Annotated in this window: 23 protein-coding genes and 4 tRNA genes; 26 read left to right on the top strand and 1 reads right to left on the bottom strand. The window is 36.8% G+C overall.

The window, feature by feature from the left end; translation table 11 throughout:
• Nucleotides 1–565 precede the first annotated feature (565 nt).
• From rpmH to spo0J, 10 genes are all read left to right on the top strand, one after another.
• Nucleotides 566–700 carry a 50S ribosomal protein L34 gene (gene rpmH, locus ACU8YW_RS27185; RefSeq protein WP_000831901.1) on the top strand — a complete coding sequence of 45 codons (135 nt, stop codon included), beginning with the start codon at nt 566–568 and terminating at the stop codon, nt 698–700.
• 76 nt (nt 701–776) lie between these two features.
• Nucleotides 777–1,124: a ribonuclease P protein component gene (rnpA, locus tag ACU8YW_RS27180; RefSeq protein WP_000731505.1), complete on the top strand. Its 348-nt coding sequence runs from the start codon at nt 777–779 to the stop codon at nt 1,122–1,124.
• Between the two features lie 52 nt (nt 1,125–1,176).
• Nucleotides 1,177–1,944 carry a YidC family membrane integrase SpoIIIJ gene (spoIIIJ, locus tag ACU8YW_RS27175; protein WP_048542855.1) on the top strand — a complete coding sequence of 256 codons (768 nt, stop codon included), beginning with the start codon at nt 1,177–1,179 and terminating at the stop codon, nt 1,942–1,944.
• A complete protein-coding gene (gene jag / locus ACU8YW_RS27170) occupies nt 1,941–2,558 on the top strand; it encodes an RNA-binding cell elongation regulator Jag/EloR (protein WP_060487895.1) in 618 nt (205 codons plus the stop codon). Before spoIIIJ ends, jag begins: the two co-directional genes overlap by 4 nt.
• Before the next feature lie 226 nt (nt 2,559–2,784).
• Entirely contained in the window at nt 2,785–4,161 is a 1,377-nt protein-coding gene (gene mnmE / locus ACU8YW_RS27165; RefSeq protein ID WP_087981843.1) for a tRNA uridine-5-carboxymethylaminomethyl(34) synthesis GTPase MnmE, read from the top strand.
• A 46-nt stretch (nt 4,162–4,207) separates the two neighbouring features.
• A complete protein-coding gene (mnmG, locus tag ACU8YW_RS27160; protein WP_000541059.1) occupies nt 4,208–6,097 on the top strand; it encodes a tRNA uridine-5-carboxymethylaminomethyl(34) synthesis enzyme MnmG in 1,890 nt (629 codons plus the stop codon).
• 21 nt (nt 6,098–6,118) lie between these two features.
• Nucleotides 6,119–6,838 (top strand): 16S rRNA (guanine(527)-N(7))-methyltransferase RsmG, encoded by a 720-nt coding sequence (gene rsmG, locus ACU8YW_RS27155; protein ID WP_001019619.1) that lies wholly within the window; start codon nt 6,119–6,121, stop codon nt 6,836–6,838.
• 105 nt (nt 6,839–6,943) lie between these two features.
• On the top strand, nt 6,944–7,816 hold the full coding sequence (gene noc, locus ACU8YW_RS27150) for a nucleoid occlusion protein (protein WP_076541195.1): 873 nt from the start codon (nt 6,944–6,946) through the stop codon (nt 7,814–7,816).
• A gap of 189 nt (nt 7,817–8,005) precedes the next feature.
• Nucleotides 8,006–8,767, top strand: coding sequence for a sporulation initiation inhibitor protein Soj (soj, locus tag ACU8YW_RS27145; RefSeq protein ID WP_000516117.1), 762 nt, complete (start codon nt 8,006–8,008; stop codon nt 8,765–8,767).
• Nucleotides 8,760–9,611 (top strand): stage 0 sporulation protein Spo0J, encoded by an 852-nt coding sequence (gene spo0J / locus ACU8YW_RS27140; RefSeq protein WP_001051813.1) that lies wholly within the window; start codon nt 8,760–8,762, stop codon nt 9,609–9,611. The genes soj and spo0J overlap by 8 nt, the downstream gene beginning before the upstream one ends.
• A gap of 20 nt (nt 9,612–9,631) precedes the next feature.
• Here the strand turns inward: spo0J and yyaC are convergent, their stop codons facing one another.
• Nucleotides 9,632–10,228, bottom strand: a complete 597-nt coding sequence (gene yyaC / locus ACU8YW_RS27135; protein WP_097858866.1) for a spore protease YyaC — start codon at nt 10,226–10,228, stop codon at nt 9,632–9,634.
• Between the two features lie 260 nt (nt 10,229–10,488).
• Here yyaC and ACU8YW_RS27130 point away from each other — a divergent pair, with 260 nt between their 5' ends.
• The 16 genes from ACU8YW_RS27130 to walR all read left to right on the top strand — a co-directional run bounded on the left by ACU8YW_RS27130 (nt 10,489) and on the right by walR (nt 22,110).
• Nucleotides 10,489–11,346, top strand: a complete 858-nt coding sequence (locus tag ACU8YW_RS27130; protein ID WP_097890076.1) for a mechanosensitive ion channel family protein — start codon at nt 10,489–10,491, stop codon at nt 11,344–11,346.
• A gap of 20 nt (nt 11,347–11,366) precedes the next feature.
• Nucleotides 11,367–11,564: a DUF951 domain-containing protein gene (locus tag ACU8YW_RS27125; RefSeq protein ID WP_000436051.1), complete on the top strand. Its 198-nt coding sequence runs from the start codon at nt 11,367–11,369 to the stop codon at nt 11,562–11,564.
• 115 nt (nt 11,565–11,679) lie between these two features.
• Nucleotides 11,680–12,780, top strand: a complete 1,101-nt coding sequence (ychF, locus tag ACU8YW_RS27120) for a redox-regulated ATPase YchF (RefSeq protein ID WP_000524660.1) — start codon at nt 11,680–11,682, stop codon at nt 12,778–12,780.
• A gap of 191 nt (nt 12,781–12,971) precedes the next feature.
• Nucleotides 12,972–13,262, top strand: a complete 291-nt coding sequence (rpsF, locus tag ACU8YW_RS27115; RefSeq protein ID WP_001233781.1) for a 30S ribosomal protein S6 — start codon at nt 12,972–12,974, stop codon at nt 13,260–13,262.
• Between the two features lie 26 nt (nt 13,263–13,288).
• Nucleotides 13,289–13,819, top strand: a complete 531-nt coding sequence (ssb, locus tag ACU8YW_RS27110; protein ID WP_002108911.1) for a single-stranded DNA-binding protein — start codon at nt 13,289–13,291, stop codon at nt 13,817–13,819.
• Nucleotides 13,820–13,863: 44 nt separating this feature from the next.
• The gene (gene rpsR, locus ACU8YW_RS27105; protein WP_000918874.1) at nt 13,864–14,097 is read left to right on the top strand and encodes a 30S ribosomal protein S18; all 234 of its coding nucleotides are present in this window, start codon (nt 13,864–13,866) and stop codon (nt 14,095–14,097) included.
• An 81-nt stretch (nt 14,098–14,178) separates the two neighbouring features.
• Nucleotides 14,179–15,114: a YybS family protein gene (locus ACU8YW_RS27100; RefSeq protein ID WP_199695223.1), complete on the top strand. Its 936-nt coding sequence runs from the start codon at nt 14,179–14,181 to the stop codon at nt 15,112–15,114.
• A gap of 78 nt (nt 15,115–15,192) precedes the next feature.
• Complete coding sequence (locus ACU8YW_RS27095) at nt 15,193–17,166, top strand: DHH family phosphoesterase (RefSeq protein WP_446894024.1); 1,974 nt, start codon at nt 15,193–15,195, stop codon at nt 17,164–17,166.
• Nucleotides 17,163–17,609: a 50S ribosomal protein L9 gene (rplI, locus tag ACU8YW_RS27090; protein WP_000864225.1), complete on the top strand. Its 447-nt coding sequence runs from the start codon at nt 17,163–17,165 to the stop codon at nt 17,607–17,609. Before ACU8YW_RS27095 ends, rplI begins: the two co-directional genes overlap by 4 nt.
• Before the next feature lie 27 nt (nt 17,610–17,636).
• A complete protein-coding gene (gene dnaB, locus ACU8YW_RS27085; RefSeq protein WP_001286242.1) occupies nt 17,637–18,998 on the top strand; it encodes a replicative DNA helicase in 1,362 nt (453 codons plus the stop codon).
• Between the two features lie 215 nt (nt 18,999–19,213).
• A complete protein-coding gene (locus tag ACU8YW_RS27080; RefSeq protein ID WP_044740892.1) occupies nt 19,214–20,503 on the top strand; it encodes an adenylosuccinate synthase in 1,290 nt (429 codons plus the stop codon).
• A 140-nt stretch (nt 20,504–20,643) separates the two neighbouring features.
• A tRNA-Lys gene (locus ACU8YW_RS27075) sits at nt 20,644–20,719 on the top strand.
• 13 nt (nt 20,720–20,732) lie between these two features.
• Nucleotides 20,733–20,804 (top strand) — tRNA-Glu (locus ACU8YW_RS27070).
• A 22-nt stretch (nt 20,805–20,826) separates the two neighbouring features.
• Nucleotides 20,827–20,902, top strand: a tRNA-Asp gene (locus tag ACU8YW_RS27065).
• A 41-nt stretch (nt 20,903–20,943) separates the two neighbouring features.
• Nucleotides 20,944–21,016 (top strand) — tRNA-Phe (locus ACU8YW_RS27060).
• Between the two features lie 386 nt (nt 21,017–21,402).
• The gene (gene walR, locus ACU8YW_RS27055) at nt 21,403–22,110 is read left to right on the top strand and encodes a cell wall metabolism DNA-binding response regulator WalR (protein WP_000971866.1); all 708 of its coding nucleotides are present in this window, start codon (nt 21,403–21,405) and stop codon (nt 22,108–22,110) included.
• Nucleotides 22,111–22,113 lie beyond the last annotated feature (3 nt).

Raw genomic sequence — 22,113 nt, 5'->3', positions numbered from 1 at the left:
AGGTGTCCCTCCTTTACTAAGATGGTAAAAGAATAAGGTTGCGCAACAAATGTACAACCTAAATAAATATAAAATGTATATTTATACGAAACGTATTTTAAAACCTAAAAACGTCGTTTGTATATGAGATAGGGTTTTCGACAAAAAAAGCAAATGTGGATAAGCATTTACCCACATGTGATTAAAACTGTCCACATGTTATGCACAAATTGTGGATAAGATAAAGGTGTGGAAAACTTATTCAAAGTGAAAACACAACTATAATATCAAAAAAAAGTAGCTATAGCAATGAATTTAAGAAAGTTATCCACAAAATCAATACCTTGTGGAATAAACTTGTCCACAACACGATATACTGTGTAAAAGTACGAAAAGGGTTTGTGGATATAAAAACCGAGAAAAAACATTTATCCACAAGGAAATATAGGGTCTGTGAAAAAGTATGTGAATAGGTTCAAAATGAATATTTGATGAAAATTTCGAGAACCATTGACATTTTCCTAGTTGATTAACTATAATTTATAGGACTGTCTTTAACAGATATTCCTCAGGGAGGTGTCATATAATGAAAAGAACTTACCAACCAAATAAACGTAAGCGCAGCAAAGTACATGGTTTCCGCAGCCGTATGAGCACAGCGAACGGACGTAAAGTGCTAGCAGCTCGTCGTCGTAAAGGAAGAAAAGTATTATCTGCGTAGACCACTGATCGTTCAGTGGTCTTTTTTTCTAATAATAGTGAATTTCCACTGATGAACTACAGGAGTGTCAATTGATATGAAGAAAAAATATCGTATAAAAAAGAATGATGAATTCCAGACGGTTTTTCAAAAAGGAAAATCGAATGCTAACCGTCAGCTTGTTGTCTATCAACTAGATAAGGGAGAGCAGCCAAACTTTCGTATTGGCCTTTCTGTCAGCAAGAAAATAGGAAATGCAGTAGTGCGTAACCGAATTAAACGTATGATTCGCCAGTCGATCACAGAATTAAAAGATGAGATAGATTCTGGAAAAGATTTTGTTATAATAGCAAGGAAGCCTTGTGCAGAGATGACATATGAAGAATTAAAGAAAAGCTTAATTCATGTCTTTAAACGCTCTGGTATGAAAAGAATAAAAAAGTAGCGTAAGGAAATGAATTACACTATATACATACCGAAACAAGGAGGAGCAGGCTTTGAAAAAGAAAATAGGTTTACTAGCCATGGTTATTGCATTAATGGCAATTGCTGCTGGCTGTAGTGAAGTGAAACAGCCGATTACACCGAAAAGTACTGGAATTTGGAATGAATATTTCGTATATCCGCTTTCTCAGTTAATTACGTATTTTGCCAACTTATTTGGTAGTAATTACGGTTTAGCAATCGTTGTTACAACTCTTATCATTCGTTTTGCATTATTACCATTAATGATTAAACAAACGAAGAGTACGAAAGCAATGCAAGCGTTACAACCAGAAATGGTGAAGTTAAAAGAGAAATATAGTTCTAAAGATCAAGCAACACAGCAAAAACTACAACAAGAAATGATGCAGTTATATCAAAAAAATGGTGTAAACCCATTAGCAGGGTGTTTACCGATATTTGTTCAGATGCCTATTTTATTTGCGTTTTACCATGCGATTATGAGAACGGCAGAAATTAGTAAGCATACATTTTTATGGTTCGACTTAGGGCAGGCAGATCCGTACTATATCTTACCGGTTGTCGCGGCAATTACGACATTTATTCAGCAAAAGCTTGCAATGGCAGGAACAGCTGGTCAAAATCCGCAAATGGCAATGATGATTTGGCTTATGCCAATTATGATTTTAGTCTTTGCAATTAACTTCCCAGCTGCATTATCACTTTACTGGGTTGTTGGTAATATCTTTGGTATCGCTCAAATGTACTTGATCAAGGGGCCAGAAATTAAGGCTAGTAAGGCAGAAGGATCAAGCAAGTGAGTGTAATTACTGCTAAAGGACAAACAGTCGAGCTGGCAGTACAAGATGCTTTAAGGCAACTAAATGTTCTAAAAGACCGAGTAGATATAAATATTATCGATGAGGGTAAAAGAGGGTTCCTAGGTTTATTTGGGAACCGACCTGCAGTAGTAGAAGTTGTATTGAAGAAAGATCCGATTCAAGAATGTGAAGAATATTTAAAAAATATTATTCATGATATGGGTGTGGAAGCTGAGATTAGTAAAATTGTAAAAGGACGCGAAGTTGAATTTACAATTTCTGGCAAAAACATAGGTGTTTTGATTGGGAAAAGAGGAAACACCTTGAATTCTTTGCAGTATTTAACAAAACTTGTGGCGAATCGTAGTACGAAGCAGTATATTGGCATCACACTAGATGCTGAAAATTATCGTAGTAAAAGAAAAGCTACATTAGAAGCACTTTCTTATCGATTAGCAAAACAAGTAGTAAGTACGAAAAAAAGAGTTGTGTTGGAGCCTATGCCATCTTTTGAACGAAAGATTATCCACCAAGCATTATCTAATCATCAAAATATCATTACAACTTCTGAAGGAAAAGAACCACATCGACATGTTGTAATATCTTCCAAGTGACCGGTTACTCAATTGAGTGCCGGTTTTTTTGAGGGGAAAATAGGCGTGGATAACTAAAAAACACTAAACTTATCCACTGTGAATAAGTTTAGTGTTTTTTACATGAGGACATAATAAAATGAGTTATTATTCTTTTGTAGATAGGTTCGTTATGGTATTCTAATAATTTAGTGAAGAAAATAATCATGTTGAAATAGAGATAAATAAGCAAGTGAGGTGAAAGGACATGGAATTTGATACAATTGCCGCGATTTCCACAGCGCTTGGAGAGGGTGCAATTGCCATTGTTCGAGTAAGTGGAGATGATGCGGTTGAAAAAGTTAATCGTATTTTTAAAGGGAAGGATTTAACAGAAGTTCCTTCTCACACAATTCATTATGGTCATATTGTGGATTTAGATACAAATCAGGTTATTGAAGAAGTGATGGTATCTATTCTGCGTGCACCAAGGACTTTTACACGTGAAAATATAGTGGAAATTAACTGTCACGGCGGACTTGTTTCGGTAAATAAAGTATTGCAGCTTATTTTAGCGCAAGGAGTACGATTAGCAGAGCCTGGTGAATTTACAAAACGTGCTTTTTTAAATGGCCGTATTGATTTATCACAAGCAGAAGCTGTTATGGACTTAATCCGTGCAAAAACAGATCGTGCAATGAACGTAGCGATTAATCAAATGGAAGGACGATTATCTAAATTAATCGGCCGTCTGCGCCAGGACATATTAGAAACGTTGGCTCATGTTGAGGTAAACATAGATTACCCGGAATATGATGATGTGGAAGAAATGACACATAATATTTTAATTGAGAAAGCTACACATGTTCGCACGGAAATTGCAAAAATATTAGAAACATCGAAGCAAGGAAAGATTTTACGTGAAGGTATTGCTACTGCAATCATCGGTAGACCTAACGTTGGGAAGTCATCGCTATTAAATAGTCTTGTTCAGGAGAAAAAGGCAATTGTAACTGATATTGCAGGAACAACTCGTGATGTTATTGAAGAGTACGTTAATGTGCGTGGTGTACCACTTAAACTTATAGATACAGCCGGGATTCGTGAAACAGAAGATGTTGTTGAACGAATTGGTGTAGAGCGTTCAAAAGAAATGATGAGCCAAGCTGATTTAGTGTTAGTTGTCGTTAATTATAGCGAGGCTTTAACGCATGAGGATGAAGATCTATTCCGTGCCGTACAAGGAAAAGATTTCATTGTTATTGTAAATAAGACAGATTTATCGCAAGTAATCGATATGGAACGTGTTATAGAATTGGCAGCGGGAAATCGTATTATTACAACATCGTTAATTGAGGAACAAGGAATAGATGAGCTTGAAAAGGCAATAGCTGATTTATTCTTTGAAGGAACAATTGATTCTGCAGATGTGACATATGTTTCTAACGCGAGACATATTGGATTATTAACACAAGCAGGAAAAACAATTGGAGATGCAATTGAGGCAATAGAAAATGGTGTTCCAATTGATATGGTGCAAATTGATTTAACAAGAACGTGGGAAATACTTGGTGAAATTACTGGTGATACCGTCCATGAAAGCCTAATTGACCAGTTGTTCTCTCAATTTTGTTTAGGAAAATAATATAGCGATGTTTGAGAAAGATAGAGATTTTTAGGAGGAATAAACAATGGGATACAATGCCGGTTCATACGATGTCATAGTAATCGGTGCAGGTCATGCAGGATGTGAAGCTGGTCTTGCGGCAGCACGAATGGGCTCCAAAACATTAATGTTAACAATTAATTTAGATATGGTGGCGTTTATGCCATGTAACCCTTCTGTTGGTGGACCAGCAAAAGGGATTGTTGTTCGGGAAATTGATGCATTAGGCGGAGAAATGGGACGCAACATCGATAAAACATATATTCAAATGCGTATGTTAAATACAGGTAAAGGACCAGCTGTACGCGCGCTTCGCGCACAAGCAGATAAGTTTTCTTACCAGCATGAATTAAAGAAAACAATTGAAGAAACACCAAATTTAACGTTGTTCCAAGGAATGGTTGAGCGTTTAATCGTTGAAGATGGCGAATGTAAAGGGGTAGTTACGCAAGCTGGTGCTGAATATACAGCCAAAACAGTTGTAATTACGACTGGAACATTTTTACGCGGTGAGATTATTATGGGAGATTTAAAATATTCGAGCGGTCCGAATAATCAACAACCATCTATTACTTTATCCGAGCATTTAGAGGAGCTTGGATTTGATCTTGTTAGATTTAAAACAGGTACACCTCCGCGTGTAAATAGTAATACGATTGATTACAGTAAAACAGAAATTCAGCCAGGTGATGACAAACCACGAGCTTTCTCTTTTGAAACGACAAAATTTATTATGGATCAAATTCCATGTTGGTTGACGTATACAAGTACGGAAACACATCGTTTAATAGATGAAAACCTACATCGCTCAGCTATGTATTCTGGTATGATTAAGGGAACAGGACCTAGATATTGTCCTTCAATTGAAGACAAAGTAGTAAGATTTAATGATAAACCACGTCATCAAATTTTCTTAGAGCCAGAAGGACGTAATACACAAGAAGTGTATGTACAAGGTTTATCCACAAGCTTACCAGAAGATGTGCAACGTGATATGCTTAGAACAATACCTGGCCTAGAAAATGTTGAAATGATGCGTACAGGTTATGCAATTGAATATGATGCAATTGTGCCAACACAACTATGGCCAACACTTGAAACGAAAAAAATTAAGAATTTATATACAGCAGGACAAATTAACGGAACTTCTGGTTACGAAGAGGCGGCAGGACAAGGGCTTATGGCTGGGATTAATGCAGCATGTCGTTCTTTAGGTAAAAAAGAAGTTATTTTAGGTCGCGCGGATGCTTATATCGGTGTCTTAATTGATGACCTTGTAACGAAAGGTACAAATGAACCATATCGCTTATTAACATCTCGTGCAGAATATCGCCTATTATTACGCCACGATAATGCTGATCTTCGTTTAACTGAAGTTGGTCGTGAAATTGGATTAATTAAAGAAGAGCGCTATGAGCGATTTACAAATAAAAAATTAAAAATTGAACAGGAAAAGGAACGTTTAAGCAGCATTATTATTAAACCACGTCCTGAAGTTCAAGAATTAATCCGTAGTATTGGCGGAAGTGAATTGAAAGATGGAATACGTGCAAGTGACTTATTACGTCGTCCAGAGATGACATATGAGCATATTCATCTTTTAGTACCAAGCGAAGTAGAATTAAGTGATGAAATTACAGAACAAGTTGAAATTCAGATTAAGTACGAAGGATATATCGAAAAATCCTTACAGCAAGTAGAGCGTATGAAGAAAATGGAAAACAAAAAAATCCCTGTGGATATTGATTATGATGCGATTTCTAGCCTTGCCTCAGAAGCGAGACAGAAATTGAAAGATGTGCGTCCACTTTCAATGGGGCAGGCTTCACGTATTTCTGGCGTGAATCCAGCGGATGTTTCTATTTTACTTGTGTATATTGAACAAGGAAAAATTGCGCGAGTATCGAACCAATAAATAGTAAGGAGATATTGTTAGATGAACATAGAACAATTTCAATCTATGCTAGAAGAGAAGGGTATCACCCTCTCTTCTAGACAGTTAGAGCAGTTCGAAATCTACTTTGAAACATTAGTAGAGTGGAATGAAAAAATGAACTTAACGGCTATTACGGAGAAAGAGGAAGTATATTTAAAACACTTTTTTGATTCCATTACAGCTGCTTTTTATTATGATTTTTCAGAACCATTCTCAATTTGTGATGTTGGCGCAGGAGCTGGATTCCCAAGTATTCCTTTGAAAATCTGTTTCCCGCACTTAAAAGTAACAATTGTAGACTCATTGCAAAAACGTATTAACTTCTTAAATCATTTAGCACAAAAGTTGGAATTAGGTGACGTTGCGTTTTGTCACGATCGTGCGGAAACATTTGGGAAAAAAGAAGGTGTACGTGAATCATACGATATTGTAATGGCACGTGCAGTCGCGCGTCTTTCGGTATTGAGTGAGCTATGTTTACCACTTGTAAAAGTTGGGGGAACATTCATTGCAATGAAAGGTGCCGCAGCAAACGAAGAAATTGAAAATGGCAAGTATGCTTTAGAGGTGCTAGGTGGGAATTTAAAAGAAATGTCTACGTTCCAATTACCGTTTGAAGAAAGTGAACGTAATATTTTATTAATCGAGAAAAAGCGCAAGACACCAAAGAAATATCCACGCAAACCGGGAACACCCAATAAATTACCTATTGAAAAATAAATCTTATTAGACGTAAGATTAAATTATATAAATGAAAACGTAAATGTTTCATAGGAAACATTTTATGGAGACTAGTCAATAGGCCTAAAAGGTGGTGGAATATGTATGAAAAATACGTTTTCTCGTTTATTTGGCTTTGGAGATAAAGAGAGCGAATTCGAATTACAAGACGAAAGCCATGAAGAAATAGATAAAAAGGTATATGAAGAAATACAAGAAATTCCGATAGTAAATATTACCCCTAACCGTTATCAACCACGAACAGTTTTTGATGATGCACGAATTGAAGAGCTAGCACTAACGATTCGTACACATGGGCTGATTCAGCCGATTGTTGTGAGGCAATATGAGGATGACAAGTACGAGATTATCGCTGGAGAAAGGCGTTTCCGTGCGGCAACAAAGTTAGGGTGGGAAAAAGTTCCTGCAATTATAAAGAACTTAAATGATACAGAGACAGCTTCTGTAGCTTTAATTGAAAACTTGCAACGTGAGGAACTAACAGCAATCGAGGAAGCTGTGGCATATCAAAAGCTAATTGAGTTACATAATTTAACACAAGAAGCATTGGCACAACGACTTGGAAAAGGACAATCCACAATCGCAAATAAGTTGCGATTGTTAAAGTTGCCTGAAGAAATAAAACGTGCGTTATTAGAAAAAAGTATTACAGAACGTCATGCCCGCGCTCTCATTCCTTTAAAGAATGAGGAATTACAACTGAAGGTTTTACAGGAAATTGTGGAGAAACAACTGAATGTAAAGCAAACAGAGGAACGAATTGCGAAATTACTAGAGGAAGCCAAACCGAAGCGTAAGGCAAAGCAAAAAGCAGTAAGTCGAGATACGAGAATTGCCATGAATACAATTAGGCAGTCATTACAAATGGTTGCTGACAGTGGTTTAAATGTTAATTCTGAGGAAGAAGAATTTGATGAGTACTATCAAATTACAATTAAAATTCCGAAGAAAAAATAATAATGGCGTGTTAGAGACCTTATCCTACTGGATAGGTCTCTTTTACTATATTTTCTTGTTAGATGAAGAAGGAGTTTAGAAATAAATTTTGAAGTTTAATAAGGACGTAAAAGAAAAACTTTTATTTCATGTTACAATAAACGTAATTGTTACTAGAATAAGATAGAAAGGTTGAAAGTAGGTGACATCATGGGAAAAATCATTGCTATTGCCAATCAAAAAGGTGGCGTTGGAAAAACAACAACATCTGTTAATTTAGGGGCTGGATTGGCACAAGTAGGTAAAAAAGTCCTTCTTGTAGATATTGACGCTCAAGGAAATGCAACGACTGGTGTGGGAATTGAAAAATCCGAATTAGATCAATGTATTTACAATGTTCTTGTGGAAGATGCAGATGTTCAAGGGGTTATACGTAAAACCGCAACTGAAAACTTAGATGTTCTACCCGCTACAATTCAATTGGCAGGTGCTGAAATTGAATTGGTACCGACTATTTCCCGGGAAGTACGTTTACAAAGGGCATTACAGCCAGTTCGTGATGAATATGACTATATTATTATCGACTGTCCCCCGTCCTTAGGGTTATTAACGATTAATGCATTAACCGCAGCAGATTCTGTTATTATTCCTGTTCAATGCGAATATTACGCACTAGAAGGATTAAGTCAGCTATTAAATACAGTTCGACTTGTGCAAAAGCACTTAAATAAAAATCTAGCAATTCAAGGTGTATTGTTAACGATGTTGGATGCCCGTACGAATTTAGGGATTCAGGTTATAGATGAAGTGAAAAAATACTTTAGGGATAAAGTATACCGTTCGATTATTCCTCGTAATGTTCGTTTAAGTGAAGCACCAAGTCATGGGAAACCAATTATGCAGTATGACGCTAAATCAAGAGGGGCAGAAGTATATATAGATTTAGCAGAGGAAGTGATTGCAGGTGGCTAAAGGATTAGGAAGAGGAATTAATGTGTTTTTTCCTGATTTAGATGTGAAAGAAGAAGAGGCAATTCAGGAGATTGTGATAACTGAATTAAGACCGAATCCATATCAACCACGTAAACACTTTAATAAAGAGGCAATTCAAGAATTATCGGCCTCTATTAAAGAGCACGGCATATTGCAACCGTTAATTGCTAGGAAGAGTATTAAAGGATATGAAATTGTTGCAGGTGAAAGAAGATATCGTGCTGCCAAAGAGGCAGGGCTCGAAAAGGTACCTGCTGTTGTAAGACAATTAAATGAGCAGCAAATGATGGAGTTTGCATTGCTTGAAAACTTACAACGAGAAGATTTAAACCCAATGGAAGAAGCAATGGCATATCAAATGTTAATGAATGAGCTAAATGTAACGCAAGAACAATTAGCAAAACGTCTTGGTAAGAGCAGACCTTACATTGCAAATTATACGCGGTTATTAAGCCTCCCTCCTTTTGTGCAAGATATGATTGCAAATGGTCAACTTTCAATGGCCCATGGGAGAACTTTGCTTACTATAAAAGATGAAGAACAATTGAAATCTTTATTAAAACGAATCGAAAAAGAAGGATTAAACGTTCGTCAATTAGAGAAAATTGTTCAGGAGATTAATCAACGCGTTTCACGTGAAACAAAACAAGTGAAAAAAGAGAGAAACATATTTTTCGTAGAACGCGAAACGTTCTTAAGAGAAAAGTTTGGCACAGATGTGAAAATTAAAGAAACGAAAAAAGAAAAAGGTAAAATCGAAATTGAATTTTTTAATAAAGAAGATTTAAATCGTATTTTAGAATTATTAGCGCAGAAAAACTAAAAAGCAAACCATCTTATTATTTATAGATGGTTTGCTTTTTTTAATACAGATAATTTTTGGTCTGTTTCTTTTATACTTTGTGCAATTACATCAGCCATTTTCATGACTAAACTTAATCTTGTATTTTGCAGGACGAAAAACTCCATAAAACCATTTAGATTTACGATGCCATGAATATGTAAATCACCAACTGCAGGTAATTTTTTGTTCATCGCAGCTCCAGGTTTACTAGGCCCCATTCCGGTAGTGATGGAACCGATGTTTTGAGACTTTCCTAAACAGGCATCAACCGCAATTATAAATGAAGTAGGATTATCTTTCTGTATATTCTGAATTTTTTCTTCTAAATTTAGCGCATGCACTGGCTCATCTAGTGTGCCGAACACTTGGAAGTTTTTAATTCCTGCTTGTTCTAGTTTCGTACCGACTAACGGACCGAGTGCATCGCCTGTAGAACGATCTGTTCCGATACAAACGAGAATAATCGGTATATTCGTTTTAATAGGGATATGGGAAAGTAAGAAGTTACTAATTGTCTCGGAGGCTTCTACGTCTTGGTGCATAACATTTTGAGTTTCTTTTTCGAAAAAGGGTAAGCGAAAACTTCCAATATTCATGAAGCATCCATCCTTTTAATAAATTTTCAAAATATGTTATATGGTGAGTAAAATGGAAAACTATAAGTGCGTACTTCCTGTAAAACTTGAGTGAAAACGGAAATAATAGTACTAGTATATATATATTCGTTCCATTTTATACCTGCATGGAAGTTAACAAATGCAATTAAAGTCATAAAAATTTTTCAGAAATCAGGGTGACTTCTGATACAATAAGAAGGATGATTAAAAAGAAATTTTAGCTGGAGAGGTAGAGGTACATGGATTTAGCGTTGAAATGGTTTGAGTCCATTGATTGGACGAATATAGGTGTGAAATCACTAAAAATAGTCGTTATTTTAATACTTGGTGCAATTATTGTGCGAGTTGCGCGTGCAATTGTACGAAATGCGTTTCGTATGGGAAGCCGTTCGCCAATTCAAATTTCAGAACGTCGTACAGTTACAGTAGCGAAGTTACTTGAAAATATTGTGGCATACGTTGTTATGTTCATTATGTTAATTGCGATTTTGGGTGTGTTTAATATTAATGCATCTGGTTTATTAGCGGGTGCCGGGGTAATTGGTTTAGCAGTCGGATTTGGTGCTCAAAGTTTAGTAAAAGATGTTATTACGGGGTTATTTATTTTGCTAGAAGATCAATTTTCAGTAGGTGACTATGTAAAAATTGGTCAGTTTGAAGGTGTCGTTCTAGAAATTGGACTTCGTACAACAAAAGTAAAGAGTTGGACAGGCGAAATTCATACTTTACCAAATGGAAGTATTATTCAAGTTACGAACTATTCAGTTAGTAATAGTGTAGCATTTGTTGATGTATCCATTTCGTATGAGGCTGACATAGCGAAAGCGGAGCAAGTCATTGAAGAGTTATTAGAAGAATTACCTGCACAGTATACGCAAATGGTAGCAAAGCCTCAGTTATTAGGTGTGCAAACATTGGCTGCGTCAGAAGTTATATTACGTGTTATTGCGGAAGTAGAGCCGATGCAACATGCGGTTATTGCGAGAGCACTTCGTAAAGAAATTAAAAATCGTCTAGATCTACATGGGATTGAAATTCCATATCCACGTATGGTTTTATATAATCGTGAAGAATTGGTGAGTGGAAAAGCAATTTAGTATGGAGAGGGGTTTGGAGAATGGAGCAAAAGCAGTATAACTTGTACGATGTTGTGGAAATGAAGAAAGCCCACCCATGTGGTGAGAATCGCTGGAAAATTATTCGTATGGGAATGGATATCCGCATTAAGTGCGAGGGATGTGACCATTCAGTAATGATTCCTCGAAGAGAATTTGATCGTAAGGTGAAAAAAATACTTGTGAAGCACGAAGAATAGAGAGAAAGTAACAGTTGCAATGGGTAGCTGTTACTTTTTTTCGTTTGGAGGAAACTTGTCATTTTTTTCGTTACTATCTATAATGATGAAAGATTGAGACATAGGAGTGAAAAATATGGGATTAACGGCTGGGATTGTTGGATTACCTAACGTAGGGAAGTCAACTTTATTTAATGCAATTACACAAGCAGGAGCAGAATCTGCAAACTATCCATTCTGTACAATTGATCCAAACGTAGGGATTGTAGAAGTACCAGATGAGCGTTTAAATAAATTAACGGAATTAGTAGAACCGAAAAAAACTGTTCCGACTGTATTTGAGTTTACTGATATTGCAGGTATCGTAAAAGGTGCTAGTAAAGGTGAAGGTTTAGGAAATAAATTCTTATCTCACATTCGCCAAGTAGATGCAATTTGCCAAGTTGTTCGTTGTTTTGAAGACGAAAATATTACACACGTTTCAGGGAAAGTAGATCCAATCGATGATATCGAAACAATCAACTTAGAGCTAATCTTAGCGGATTTAGAATCTGTTGATAAACGTATCGAGCGTGTTGCGAAGTTAGCAAGACAAAAAGATAAAGAAGCAGTATATGAGCATGAAATTTTAGTTCGTTTAAAAGAAGCTTTTGAAGAGGGAAAACCAGCTCGTACTGTTGAATTTACAGAAGAACAAATGAAGATTGTTAAAGGCCTTCATTTACTTACAACGAAAGAAATGTTATACGTAGCAAACGTAAGTGAAGATGATATTATGGATCCTTCTGAAAATAAATATGTACAAATGGTAAAAGAATTTGCTGCAAATGAAAATGCTCAAGTAATCGTTGTATGTGCAAAAATCGAAGAAGAAATCGCTGAGCTAGACGAGGAAGAGAAAAAAGTATTCCTTGAAGAACTAGGCATTGAAGAATCTGGTTTAGATCAATTAATTCGTGCTGCATATGATTTATTAGGACTTGCTACTTACTTCACAGCTGGTGTGCAAGAAGTACGTGCATGGACGTTTAAACAAGGTATGAAAGCACCACAATGTGCTGGCGTAATTCATACAGACTTTGAGCGTGGATTTATTCGTGCGGAAACAGTTTCTTACGAAGACTTAATGACAAACGGTTCTATGACAGCTGCAAAAGAAGCTGGTAAAGTTCGTTTAGAAGGAAAAGAGTATATCGTAAAAGATGGAGACGTTATGCACTTCCGCTTCAACGTTTAATTTAATATTTCCTAGGAAAAATAAAGATATGAGCTTGGCAAATATATTATGTGTTTGCCAAGTTTTTTATGCATGGGTGAGTTGATTCATCTAACTTACTATGATATAATCTAAACTCGTGAGTAATTACTATAAATTAATTGCTCCTTGCCCATTATGGGCCGTTTAGACCAAAAGGAGGTGAAAGTGTAATGAGAAAGTACGAAATTATGTACATCATTCGTCCTGGCGTTGAAGAAGAAGCTCAAAAAGCTTTAGTTGAACGTTTCGCAGGTGTTTTAACAAACAATGGTGCAGAAATCATTAACACGAAAGAGTGGGGTAAGCGTCGTTTAGCTTACGAAATCAACGACTTACGTGAAGGTTTCTACATGATCTTAAACGTGAACTCTAACGCAGAAGCGATTAACGAATTCGACCGTTTAGCTAAGATCAACGAAGACATCCTTCGTCATATCGTTGTTAAAGAAGAAGAAAAATAATTGATATATAAGGGAGAGTGGTTCGATTGATGAATCGTGTTATCCTCGTTGGTCGTTTAACTAAGGACCCTGACTTACGTTACACGCCCAATGGTGTTGCAGTAGCTACTTTTACGTTAGCTGTGAATCGCGCATTTGCGAATCAACAAGGTGAGCGTGAAGCTGACTTTATTAATTGTGTAATATGGCGTAAACAAGCAGAAAACGTAGCAAATTATTTGAAAAAAGGTAGCTTAGCAGGCGTAGATGGACGTCTTCAAACTCGTAATTACGATGGACAAGATGGTAAACGTGTATATGTAACAGAAGTTCTTGCGGAAAGCGTACAATTTTTAGAGCCGCGTAATGGCGGTGGGGAGCAACGTGGTTCATTTAATCAGCAACCATCAGGAGCTGGTTTCGGTAACCAAAGCTCTAACCCATTTGGTCAATCTAGTAATTCAGGTAACCAAGGTAACCAAGGGAACCAAGGGAACTCTGGATTTACGAAGAATGACGATCCATTTTCAAATGTAGGTCAACCGATCGACATTTCCGACGACGATTTACCGTTCTAATACAGTAAATTAGTTAGTTTTAACAAAGAATGGAGGGAATAGACATGGCAGGACGCAAAGGTGGACGTGCGAAACGTCGTAAGGTGTGTTTCTTCACATCTAACGGCATCACTCGCATTGACTATAAAGATGTTGATTTATTAAAACGTTTCGTTTCTGAGCGTGGTAAAATTTTACCTCGTCGTGTAACAGGAACAAGCGCAAAATACCAACGCAAACTTACAGTTGCAATTAAACGTGCTCGTCAAATGGCACTTTTACCATATGTTGGTGAATAATAGCGTATGAAATGCACAGTAGAGTCGGACTCTACTGTGCATTTTGCTATGCTTTTCTTTTTTTGAAAGAGAGGTTAGATGATGAAGAATACGAAATTTATTACTGAGGGTGCAGCGTTGCTAGCGATATATGCAATGTTATTGCTTATATCTATGTATGTTCCAATTTTAGGTACAGTTGTAACGTTTGCGTTGCCATTGCCGTTTATATTGCTAACGATAAGATATAGATTATCTAACGCCTTTGTAATTTTTACGGCGGCACTTTTTATTACTGTTATTGTCAGTCAACCGATGAACCTAGTAAAGACAATTATGTTTGGATTGATAGGTATCGTTTTAGGATATATGTATAAAAAACAAAAAAAACCGGTAGAAATTTTGATGGCGGGGACGCTTGCGTACTTAATTGGTATTATGCTCATTTATGTTGCAAGTATAAAGTTTTTTAACATAGATTTAATGAAGCAAATGCAAAATATGCTTAATGAAAGTATGGCGCAAAGTGAAAAGATAGTCACTGCTGCTGGTATGCCTATTAGTAAGGAGCAAAAAGAATTATTTGCACAATTTAATGATGTGTTACAAACGTTATTCCCAAGTTTGCTTGTAATGGTCTCGGTATGTTTTTCTTGGATTACAGTTATGATATCAGGTAGTGTTTTGAGAAAACTAAAGCATGACGTTATACCTTGGCCTAAATTTAAAGATATACAATTACCAAAGAGTACTGTTTGGTATTACGTTATATTTATTTTGCTATCAACTTTTATAAAAGTAGAACCGACATCATATTTACATATGGTATTTTCTAACCTATATGTCATATTTACCTTACTACTAGTACTACAAGGTCTGACATTTATCGCTTTTCTAGCGCATAGCAAAGGTTTTACGAAAGGGGTTCCTATTATTAGTTTTATTGTCTGCATGTTTATACCGATGTTGTTTCCTCTTGTGACAATCTTAGGTATAATTGATTTAGGGATTTCATTGCGTTCTAAAATAGGAGGATAAAGTAATATTCCTTATACTATTTTAATCTGTTTAACTAACTGAAAGGTGAGTTAGTTTTACTTTATAGGAGTTGTATACATGCCTGAATTTTATAAGAAACAGTGGTTTTTATATCCTGTTTATGTATTGGCATTTTTCTTGTTTGTGCTCATTGCCATCCTCTGTTATTTTCATTTAATTATGGGGATATCCACCTTTTTTATTTTTTGCATTGTACTTTTTGTTGTTATACGCTTTGAACTGACCTTTCAAAGGAATTTTGAGAAGTATACGACAGATATGATTACAAGAGTAAAGAAAGTGAGTAATGAAGCATTTAACCAAATGCCGATTGGTATTTTGTTATACAATAAGGATTATGGGATTGATTGGGCGAATCCTTATTTATCTTCATGTCTAGGACAGCATGCGTTAGCTGGATGGCACCTTTATGATGTATCAGAAACGTTGCTTCTTTTTATTAAGGGAGAAACTTCCGACGATATAGTCTCTTTAAATAACCGAAAGTTTCGCGTTTTTGTAAGGAAAGAAGAAAAGTTAATTTATTTCTTTGATGTAACGGAACAAACAGAGATTGAAAAGATGTACGAGGATCAACGCACTGTTTTGGCTGTCATTTATTTAGATAATTATGATGAAGTTACACAGGGATTAGATGATCAATTACGTACGAATATCACAAGTCTTGTAACATCACGACTAAATGAATGGGCCGTTAAGTATGGGGCATATTTAAAACGTGCATCTTCAGAAAGATTCTTCGTTGTACTAAATGAGAGTATTTTAGCGCAGATGGAGAAAGGGAAATTTAGCATTTTAGATCAGGTGCGTGAAGAAACATCCAAAAGGAATATACCACTCACCTTAAGTGTAGGTGTTGGATCAGGTGATTTACCTTTATCAGAGCTTGGGGCAATGGCTCAGTCCGGTTTAGACCTTGCGCTTGGCCGTGGTGGAGATCAAGTAGCTATTAAACAAGCGACAGGTAAAGTTAAGTTTTATGGTGGTAAGACGAATCCAGTTGAAAAACGTACTCGTGTACGTGCCAGAGTTATTTCGCATGCATTAAAGGATTTAGTATTAGAAAGTAGTAATGTCATTATAATGGGGCATAGGGCTCCTGATATGGACGCAATTGGTGCTGCGATTGGTATTTTAAAGGTAGCGCAATTAAATGAGCGCAAAGGATATATTGTGTTAGATGAAAATGATTCTGATAAGGGAATTAAGCGTTTAATGGATAAAGTGAAACAAAACGAAGAGTTATGGTCTCACTTTATTACCCCAGGACAAGCGATGGAATTTGCAAATGAGGATTCATTACTTGTTGTTGTTGATACGCATAAACCTTCAATGGTGATGGAAGAAAAGCTGTTACATAAAATTGAAAATGTAGTTGTTATTGACCATCATCGCCGGGGAGAAGATTTTATTGAAGATCCATTGCTTGTTTACATGGAGCCATACGCTTCTTCCACGGCAGAACTTGTTACAGAATTACTTGAGTACCAACCGAAAAATTTAAAAATGACAATGTTAGAAGCAACGGCATTGTTAGCAGGTATTATTGTTGATACGAAAAGCTTTACATTCCGGACGGGTGCTCGTACGTTTGATGCCGCTTCTTATTTACGCTCACATGGTGCAGATACTGTACTTGTACAAGAGCTTTTAAAAGAAGATATGGATCAGTATTTACGGGTTGCAAAAGCTATTAAAAATGCGTACATTTATACAAATGGAATTGCGATTGCAAAAGTTGATAGTGATGATTACTACGATCAAGTGCTTATTGCGCAATCAGCGGACACATTATTAACAATGACAGGAATTATTGCGTCATTTGTTATTGCAAAACGTGGCGAGAATTTCATTGGAATTAGCGGCAGGTCTTTAGGTGAAGTGAACGTGCAGCTAATTATGGAAAATTTAGGCGGTGGTGGGCATTTAACGAATGCAGCCACACAAATGAAAAATGTTACAGTAGATGAAGCCGAGGAGAAGCTTCGATTTGTTATTGATGACTATTTACAGGGAGGCACACAATCATGAAAGTAATTTTTCTAAAAGACGTAAAAGGTAAAGGGAAAAAAGGAGAAATAAAAAACGTACCAGATGGCTATGCAAATAACTTCTTACTAAAACAAGGATTAGCTGCTGAAGCGACAAATAGCAGTATGAAAACTTTAGAAGCTCAAAAGCGAAAAGAAGAAAAAGATGCAGCAGCAGAGGTTGAAAATGCAAAAGAGTTGAAAGAAACGTTAGAGAAACTAACTGTAGAAGTAAAGGCGAAATCTGGAGAAGGTGGCCGTCTATTCGGTTCAATCACAAGTAAACAAATCGTAGATGCAATGCAAAAATCACATAAAATTAAACTTGATAAACGTAAATTTGAAATGGATGATGCAATTCGTGCATTAGGCTATACAAACGTTACTGTGAAGTTGCATCCGCAAGTAACAGCAACAGTAAAAGTTCATGTTAGTGAACAATAAAAATAAGTTAAGCAAGGAGGATTGCGTATGAGTGATGTAATGGCTGATCGTACCCCTCCGCATAATATAGAGGCTGAGCAGGCGGTTTTAGGGGCCATATTAATTGATCAAGATGCGTTAACGTCAGCATCGGAATTATTGGTACCTGACTCATTTTATCGAACGAAACATCAAAAGATTTTTGAAGTCATGCTTGGGTTATCTGATAAAGGAGAGCCGATTGACTTAGTAATAATGACGTCAGCAATGGCTGATCAAGGATTATTAGAAGAAGTTGGTGGGGTTTCTTACTTAGCAGAATTAGCAGAAGTTGTTCCAACCGCTGCTAACGTAGAATATTATGCACGAATCATCGCTGAAAAGGCGCTATTACGTCGTTTGATTCGAACAGCGACTCATATCGTGTCTGATGGGTATGAGAGAGAAGATGACGTGGATGGTCTTTTAAATGAGGCTGAGAAAAAAATATTAGAAGTATCTCACCAAACGAATGCAAAAGCATTCCAAAACATTAAAGATGTTCTTGTAGATGCTTACGATAAAATTGAACTTTTGCATAATCAAAAAGGTGAAGTTACTGGGATACCAACTGGATTTACAGAATTAGATAAGATGACCGCAGGTTTCCAGCGAAATGATTTAATCATCGTAGCGGCACGTCCATCAGTAGGGAAAACCGCATTTTCATTAAATATCGCACAAAACGTAGCGACGAAAACTGATGAAAATGTAGCGATTTTTAGTTTAGAGATGGGCTCTGATCAGCTTGTTATGCGTATGCTTTGTGCAGAAGGAAATATTGATGCGCAAAGACTGCGTACCGGTTCATTAACTTCTGATGATTGGGCAAAATTAACAATGGCGATGGGGAGCCTTTCTAATGCTGGTATCTATATTGATGATACACCAGGGATTAAAGTAAATGAGATTCGAGCGAAATGCCGTAGATTAAAGCAAGAACAAGGTCTAGGGATGGTTTTAATTGACTATTTACAGCTTATTCAAGGAAGCGGGAAATCAGGAGAAAACCGTCAGCAGGAAGTATCTGAGATTTCTCGTACATTAAAAGGGATTGCGCGTGAATTACAAGTGCCTGTTATTGCCTTGTCACAGTTATCTCGTGGTGTAGAATCTCGTCAAGATAAACGTCCGATGATGTCTGACATTCGTGAATCAGGAAGTATCGAGCAGGATGCTGATATTGTAGCCTTCTTATATCGTGAAGATTACTATGACCGAGAAACGGAAAATAAAAATACGATTGAAATTATTATTGCAAAGCAGCGTAACGGTCCCGTAGGCTCAGTAGAGCTCGCATTCGTTAAAGAGTTCAATAAGTTCGTTAACTTAGAACGTCGCTTCGAGGATGGACATGCGCCGCCTGCATAAAGATAGTATAAAAAAGAAATGCATTTCTTATAATAAGATGTGTTTCTTTTTTTTTATAGGAAAGATAAGGCTTTCATAGTGTGAAAATATAATTCTTACGAACGAAAATGTTTTTTAATAAAAAAATGTTCGCTTTTTGGTTGACTTCTTTTTCGGTTTTGGTACAATTATATTGTTTGAATAGATCGTTTGAAAATCGCGGAGGTGCTTTAATAATGTCTTCAGTAGTAGTTGTAGGAACACAATGGGGCGACGAAGGAAAAGGTAAAATCACTGATTTTCTTTCTGAGCATGCGGAAGTAGTTGCAAGATATCAAGGTGGAAATAACGCGGGACATACAATTGTTTTCGGCGGAGTTAAATATAAATTACACTTAATTCCATCTGGTATTTTCTATAAAGAGAAAATTTGTGTAATCGGAAATGGCTTAGTAGTAGATCCGAAAGCATTACTTGAAGAGTTAAAATACTTACACGATCGTGGTGTAAGTACTGATAATTTACGTGTGAGTAACCGTGCGCACGTTATTTTACCTTATCACTTAAAACAAGATGAATTAGAAGAAGCAAGTAAAGGTGATAACAAAATCGGTACAACGAAAAAAGGTATCGGTCCTGCATATATGGATAAAGCTGCTCGTATTGGTATTCGTATGGCTGATCTTTTAGATCGTGAAGCATTTAAAGAAAAGCTTGAGCGCAATTTAGTAGAAAAAAATCGTTTATTTGAAAAAATGTACGATACAGAAGGTTTCAGTGTAGAAGAAATCTTCGAAGAGTACTTCGAGTACGGACAACAAATCGCGCAATATGTATGTGATACGTCTGTTGTATTGAATGATGCACTAGATAACAATCACCGTGTATTATTTGAAGGTGCACAAGGTGTTATGCTTGATATCGACCACGGTACGTACCCGTTCGTTACATCTTCTAACCCGATTGCTGGTGGTGTAACAGTTGGAACTGGAGTTGGTCCTGCGAAAGTTACTCGCGTTGTAGGTGTGTGTAAAGCATATACAAGCCGCGTAGGTGATGGTCCGTTCCCTACGGAGCTTCATGATGAAATTGGTCATCAAATTCGTGAAGTTGGTCGTGAGTACGGAACGACAACTGGTCGTCCACGCCGCGTAGGTTGGTTCGATAGCGTTGTTGTAAGACATGCGCGTCGTGTTAGTGGTTTAACAGATTTATCATTAAATTCTATCGACGTTCTAACAGGTATTCCGACTCTTAAAATTTGCGTTGCTTATAAATACAATGGCGAAGTTATCGATGAAGTTCCAGCAAACTTAAACATTTTAGCGAAATGTGAGCCTGTATACGAAGAACTTTCAGGTTGGACAGAAGATATTACTGGTGTAAAATCATTAGACGAGCTTCCTGAAAATGCACGAAAATACGTAGAACGTGTTTCTGAGTTAACAGGAATTCAATTATCTATGTTCTCAGTTGGACCAGATCGTAACCAAACAAATATCGTTCGTAACGTATACGAAGCATAATTGATATTTTTGAGAAAAAACTCATGTCCGCATGAGTTTTTTCTTATCTTTTATAAAAAAATAAAAAAAGTATTGCAAAAAACAAAGGAAACATGTTATGATACATCTTGTCGTCACGAAAATATGACGTTGGTGAGTATGAGCCATTAGCTCAGTTGGTAGAGCATCTGACTTTTAATCAGAGGGTCGAAGGTTCGAATCCTTCATGGCTCACCATTTTATTTTTCGTGGCCCGTTGGTCAAGTGGTTAAGACACCGCCCTTTCACGGCGGTAACACGGGTTCGAATCCCGTACGGGTCATGTTTTTTTTATGTTCATTTTTGGTCCCGTGGTGTAGTGGTTAACATGCCTGCCTGTCACGCAGGAGATCGCCGGTTCGACCCCGGTCGGGACCGCCACTTTTGTTTATACCACCATTAGTGGTTTTATATATAGTTTTGGCTCGGTAGCTCAGTCGGTAGAGCAGAGGACTGAAAATCCTCGTGTCGGCGGTTCGATTCCGTCCCGAGCCACTCTCAGGATATTAAGTGGGCCCACTTAATATCCTTTTTATTTGTGTAATTTTACAAAATTGAGTAGTTATTTTAAAATAGAATGAGAAGCCTCTAGCAGTTGAAGCTAGAGGTTTTTCTATAGATCGTATAGGATTCCGTGTAAAAGTGGATCATACATGAGTCTGTGAGAATAGAGGAGAAAGTACTTAAGCAAAAGATGCGGCCATATAGGGACATACTATGTAGACATCAATGTGTTTAGGGATATTGAACATATTTTTACCCCGCATTAACGGGCAGTAAGACCCCACCCAAAAATTCAACGAAGGTAAAGAAGTTAGGTGCGGGATCAACTGCACGTAAATGCCCGATTAAAGTTTCACTTTATAAGGAGGAAATAGACGATGATGGGAAAGAAAATTTTAGTAGTTGATGATGAAAAGCCGATTGCGGATATTTTGAAGTTCAACCTAGAAAAAGAAGGTTTTGAAATTGTAATGGCGCATGATGGTGATGAAGCGATTGAAAAAGCGAATGAAGAGCAGCCAGATATGGTTTTATTAGATATTATGCTACCAGGTAAGGATGGCTTAGAGGTTTGCCGTGAAATACGTAAAAGCTCAGAAATGCCGATTATTATGCTTACAGCAAAGGACTCTGAAATTGATAAAGTATTAGGGCTTGAGCTTGGAGCAGATGATTATGTAACGAAGCCATTTAGTACGAGGGAACTACTTGCTCGTGTGAAGGCGAATTTACGTCGCCATCAACAAGGTGGTGCTGCAGAAAAAGAAGAAAATACGGAAATGGTTATTGGACCAATCGTTATCAATTCAAATGCGTATAGTGTAACGAAACGTGAGGAAAATATTGAACTTACACATCGTGAATTTGAGCTACTACATTATTTAGCCAAACATTTAGGACAAGTTATGACTCGTGAGCATTTATTGCAAACAGTTTGGGGTTATGACTACTTTGGAGATGTACGTACAGTGGATGTAACAGTGCGTCGTTTACGTGAAAAAATTGAAGATAATCCAAGTCATCCTACTTTAATTGTAACTAGACGTGGAGTAGGATATTACTTGCGTGACCCAGAGCAGGAATAGTAT

Source organism: Bacillus pretiosus, from assembly GCF_052947655.1.
The sequence above is the reverse complement of the archived record's forward strand: the minus strand, read 5'-3'. Positions and strand labels throughout refer to the sequence as shown.

What these genes read in the sequence shown, in the direction of transcription:
- rpmH (WP_000831901.1), top strand. Translation starts at nt 566, where the DNA reads ATGAAAAGAACTTACCAACCAAATAAACGTAAGCGCAGCAAAGTACAT.
- rnpA (WP_000731505.1), top strand. Translation starts at nt 777, where the DNA reads ATGAAGAAAAAATATCGTATAAAAAAGAATGATGAATTCCAGACGGTT.
- mnmE (WP_087981843.1), top strand. Translation starts at nt 2,785, where the DNA reads ATGGAATTTGATACAATTGCCGCGATTTCCACAGCGCTTGGAGAGGGT.
- mnmG (WP_000541059.1), top strand. Translation starts at nt 4,208, where the DNA reads ATGGGATACAATGCCGGTTCATACGATGTCATAGTAATCGGTGCAGGT.
- rsmG (WP_001019619.1), top strand. Translation starts at nt 6,119, where the DNA reads ATGAACATAGAACAATTTCAATCTATGCTAGAAGAGAAGGGTATCACC.
- noc (WP_076541195.1), top strand. Translation starts at nt 6,944, where the DNA reads ATGAAAAATACGTTTTCTCGTTTATTTGGCTTTGGAGATAAAGAGAGC.
- soj (WP_000516117.1), top strand. Translation starts at nt 8,006, where the DNA reads ATGGGAAAAATCATTGCTATTGCCAATCAAAAAGGTGGCGTTGGAAAA.
- yyaC (WP_097858866.1), bottom strand. Translation starts at nt 10,228, where the DNA reads ATGAATATTGGAAGTTTTCGCTTACCCTTTTTCGAAAAAGAAACTCAA.
- ACU8YW_RS27130 (WP_097890076.1), top strand. Translation starts at nt 10,489, where the DNA reads ATGGATTTAGCGTTGAAATGGTTTGAGTCCATTGATTGGACGAATATA.
- ACU8YW_RS27125 (WP_000436051.1), top strand. Translation starts at nt 11,367, where the DNA reads ATGGAGCAAAAGCAGTATAACTTGTACGATGTTGTGGAAATGAAGAAA.
- ychF (WP_000524660.1), top strand. Translation starts at nt 11,680, where the DNA reads ATGGGATTAACGGCTGGGATTGTTGGATTACCTAACGTAGGGAAGTCA.
- rpsF (WP_001233781.1), top strand. Translation starts at nt 12,972, where the DNA reads ATGAGAAAGTACGAAATTATGTACATCATTCGTCCTGGCGTTGAAGAA.
- rpsR (WP_000918874.1), top strand. Translation starts at nt 13,864, where the DNA reads ATGGCAGGACGCAAAGGTGGACGTGCGAAACGTCGTAAGGTGTGTTTC.
- ACU8YW_RS27100 (WP_199695223.1), top strand. Translation starts at nt 14,179, where the DNA reads ATGAAGAATACGAAATTTATTACTGAGGGTGCAGCGTTGCTAGCGATA.
- ACU8YW_RS27095 (WP_446894024.1), top strand. Translation starts at nt 15,193, where the DNA reads ATGCCTGAATTTTATAAGAAACAGTGGTTTTTATATCCTGTTTATGTA.
- rplI (WP_000864225.1), top strand. Translation starts at nt 17,163, where the DNA reads ATGAAAGTAATTTTTCTAAAAGACGTAAAAGGTAAAGGGAAAAAAGGA.
- dnaB (WP_001286242.1), top strand. Translation starts at nt 17,637, where the DNA reads ATGAGTGATGTAATGGCTGATCGTACCCCTCCGCATAATATAGAGGCT.
- ACU8YW_RS27080 (WP_044740892.1), top strand. Translation starts at nt 19,214, where the DNA reads ATGTCTTCAGTAGTAGTTGTAGGAACACAATGGGGCGACGAAGGAAAA.
- walR (WP_000971866.1), top strand. Translation starts at nt 21,403, where the DNA reads ATGATGGGAAAGAAAATTTTAGTAGTTGATGATGAAAAGCCGATTGCG.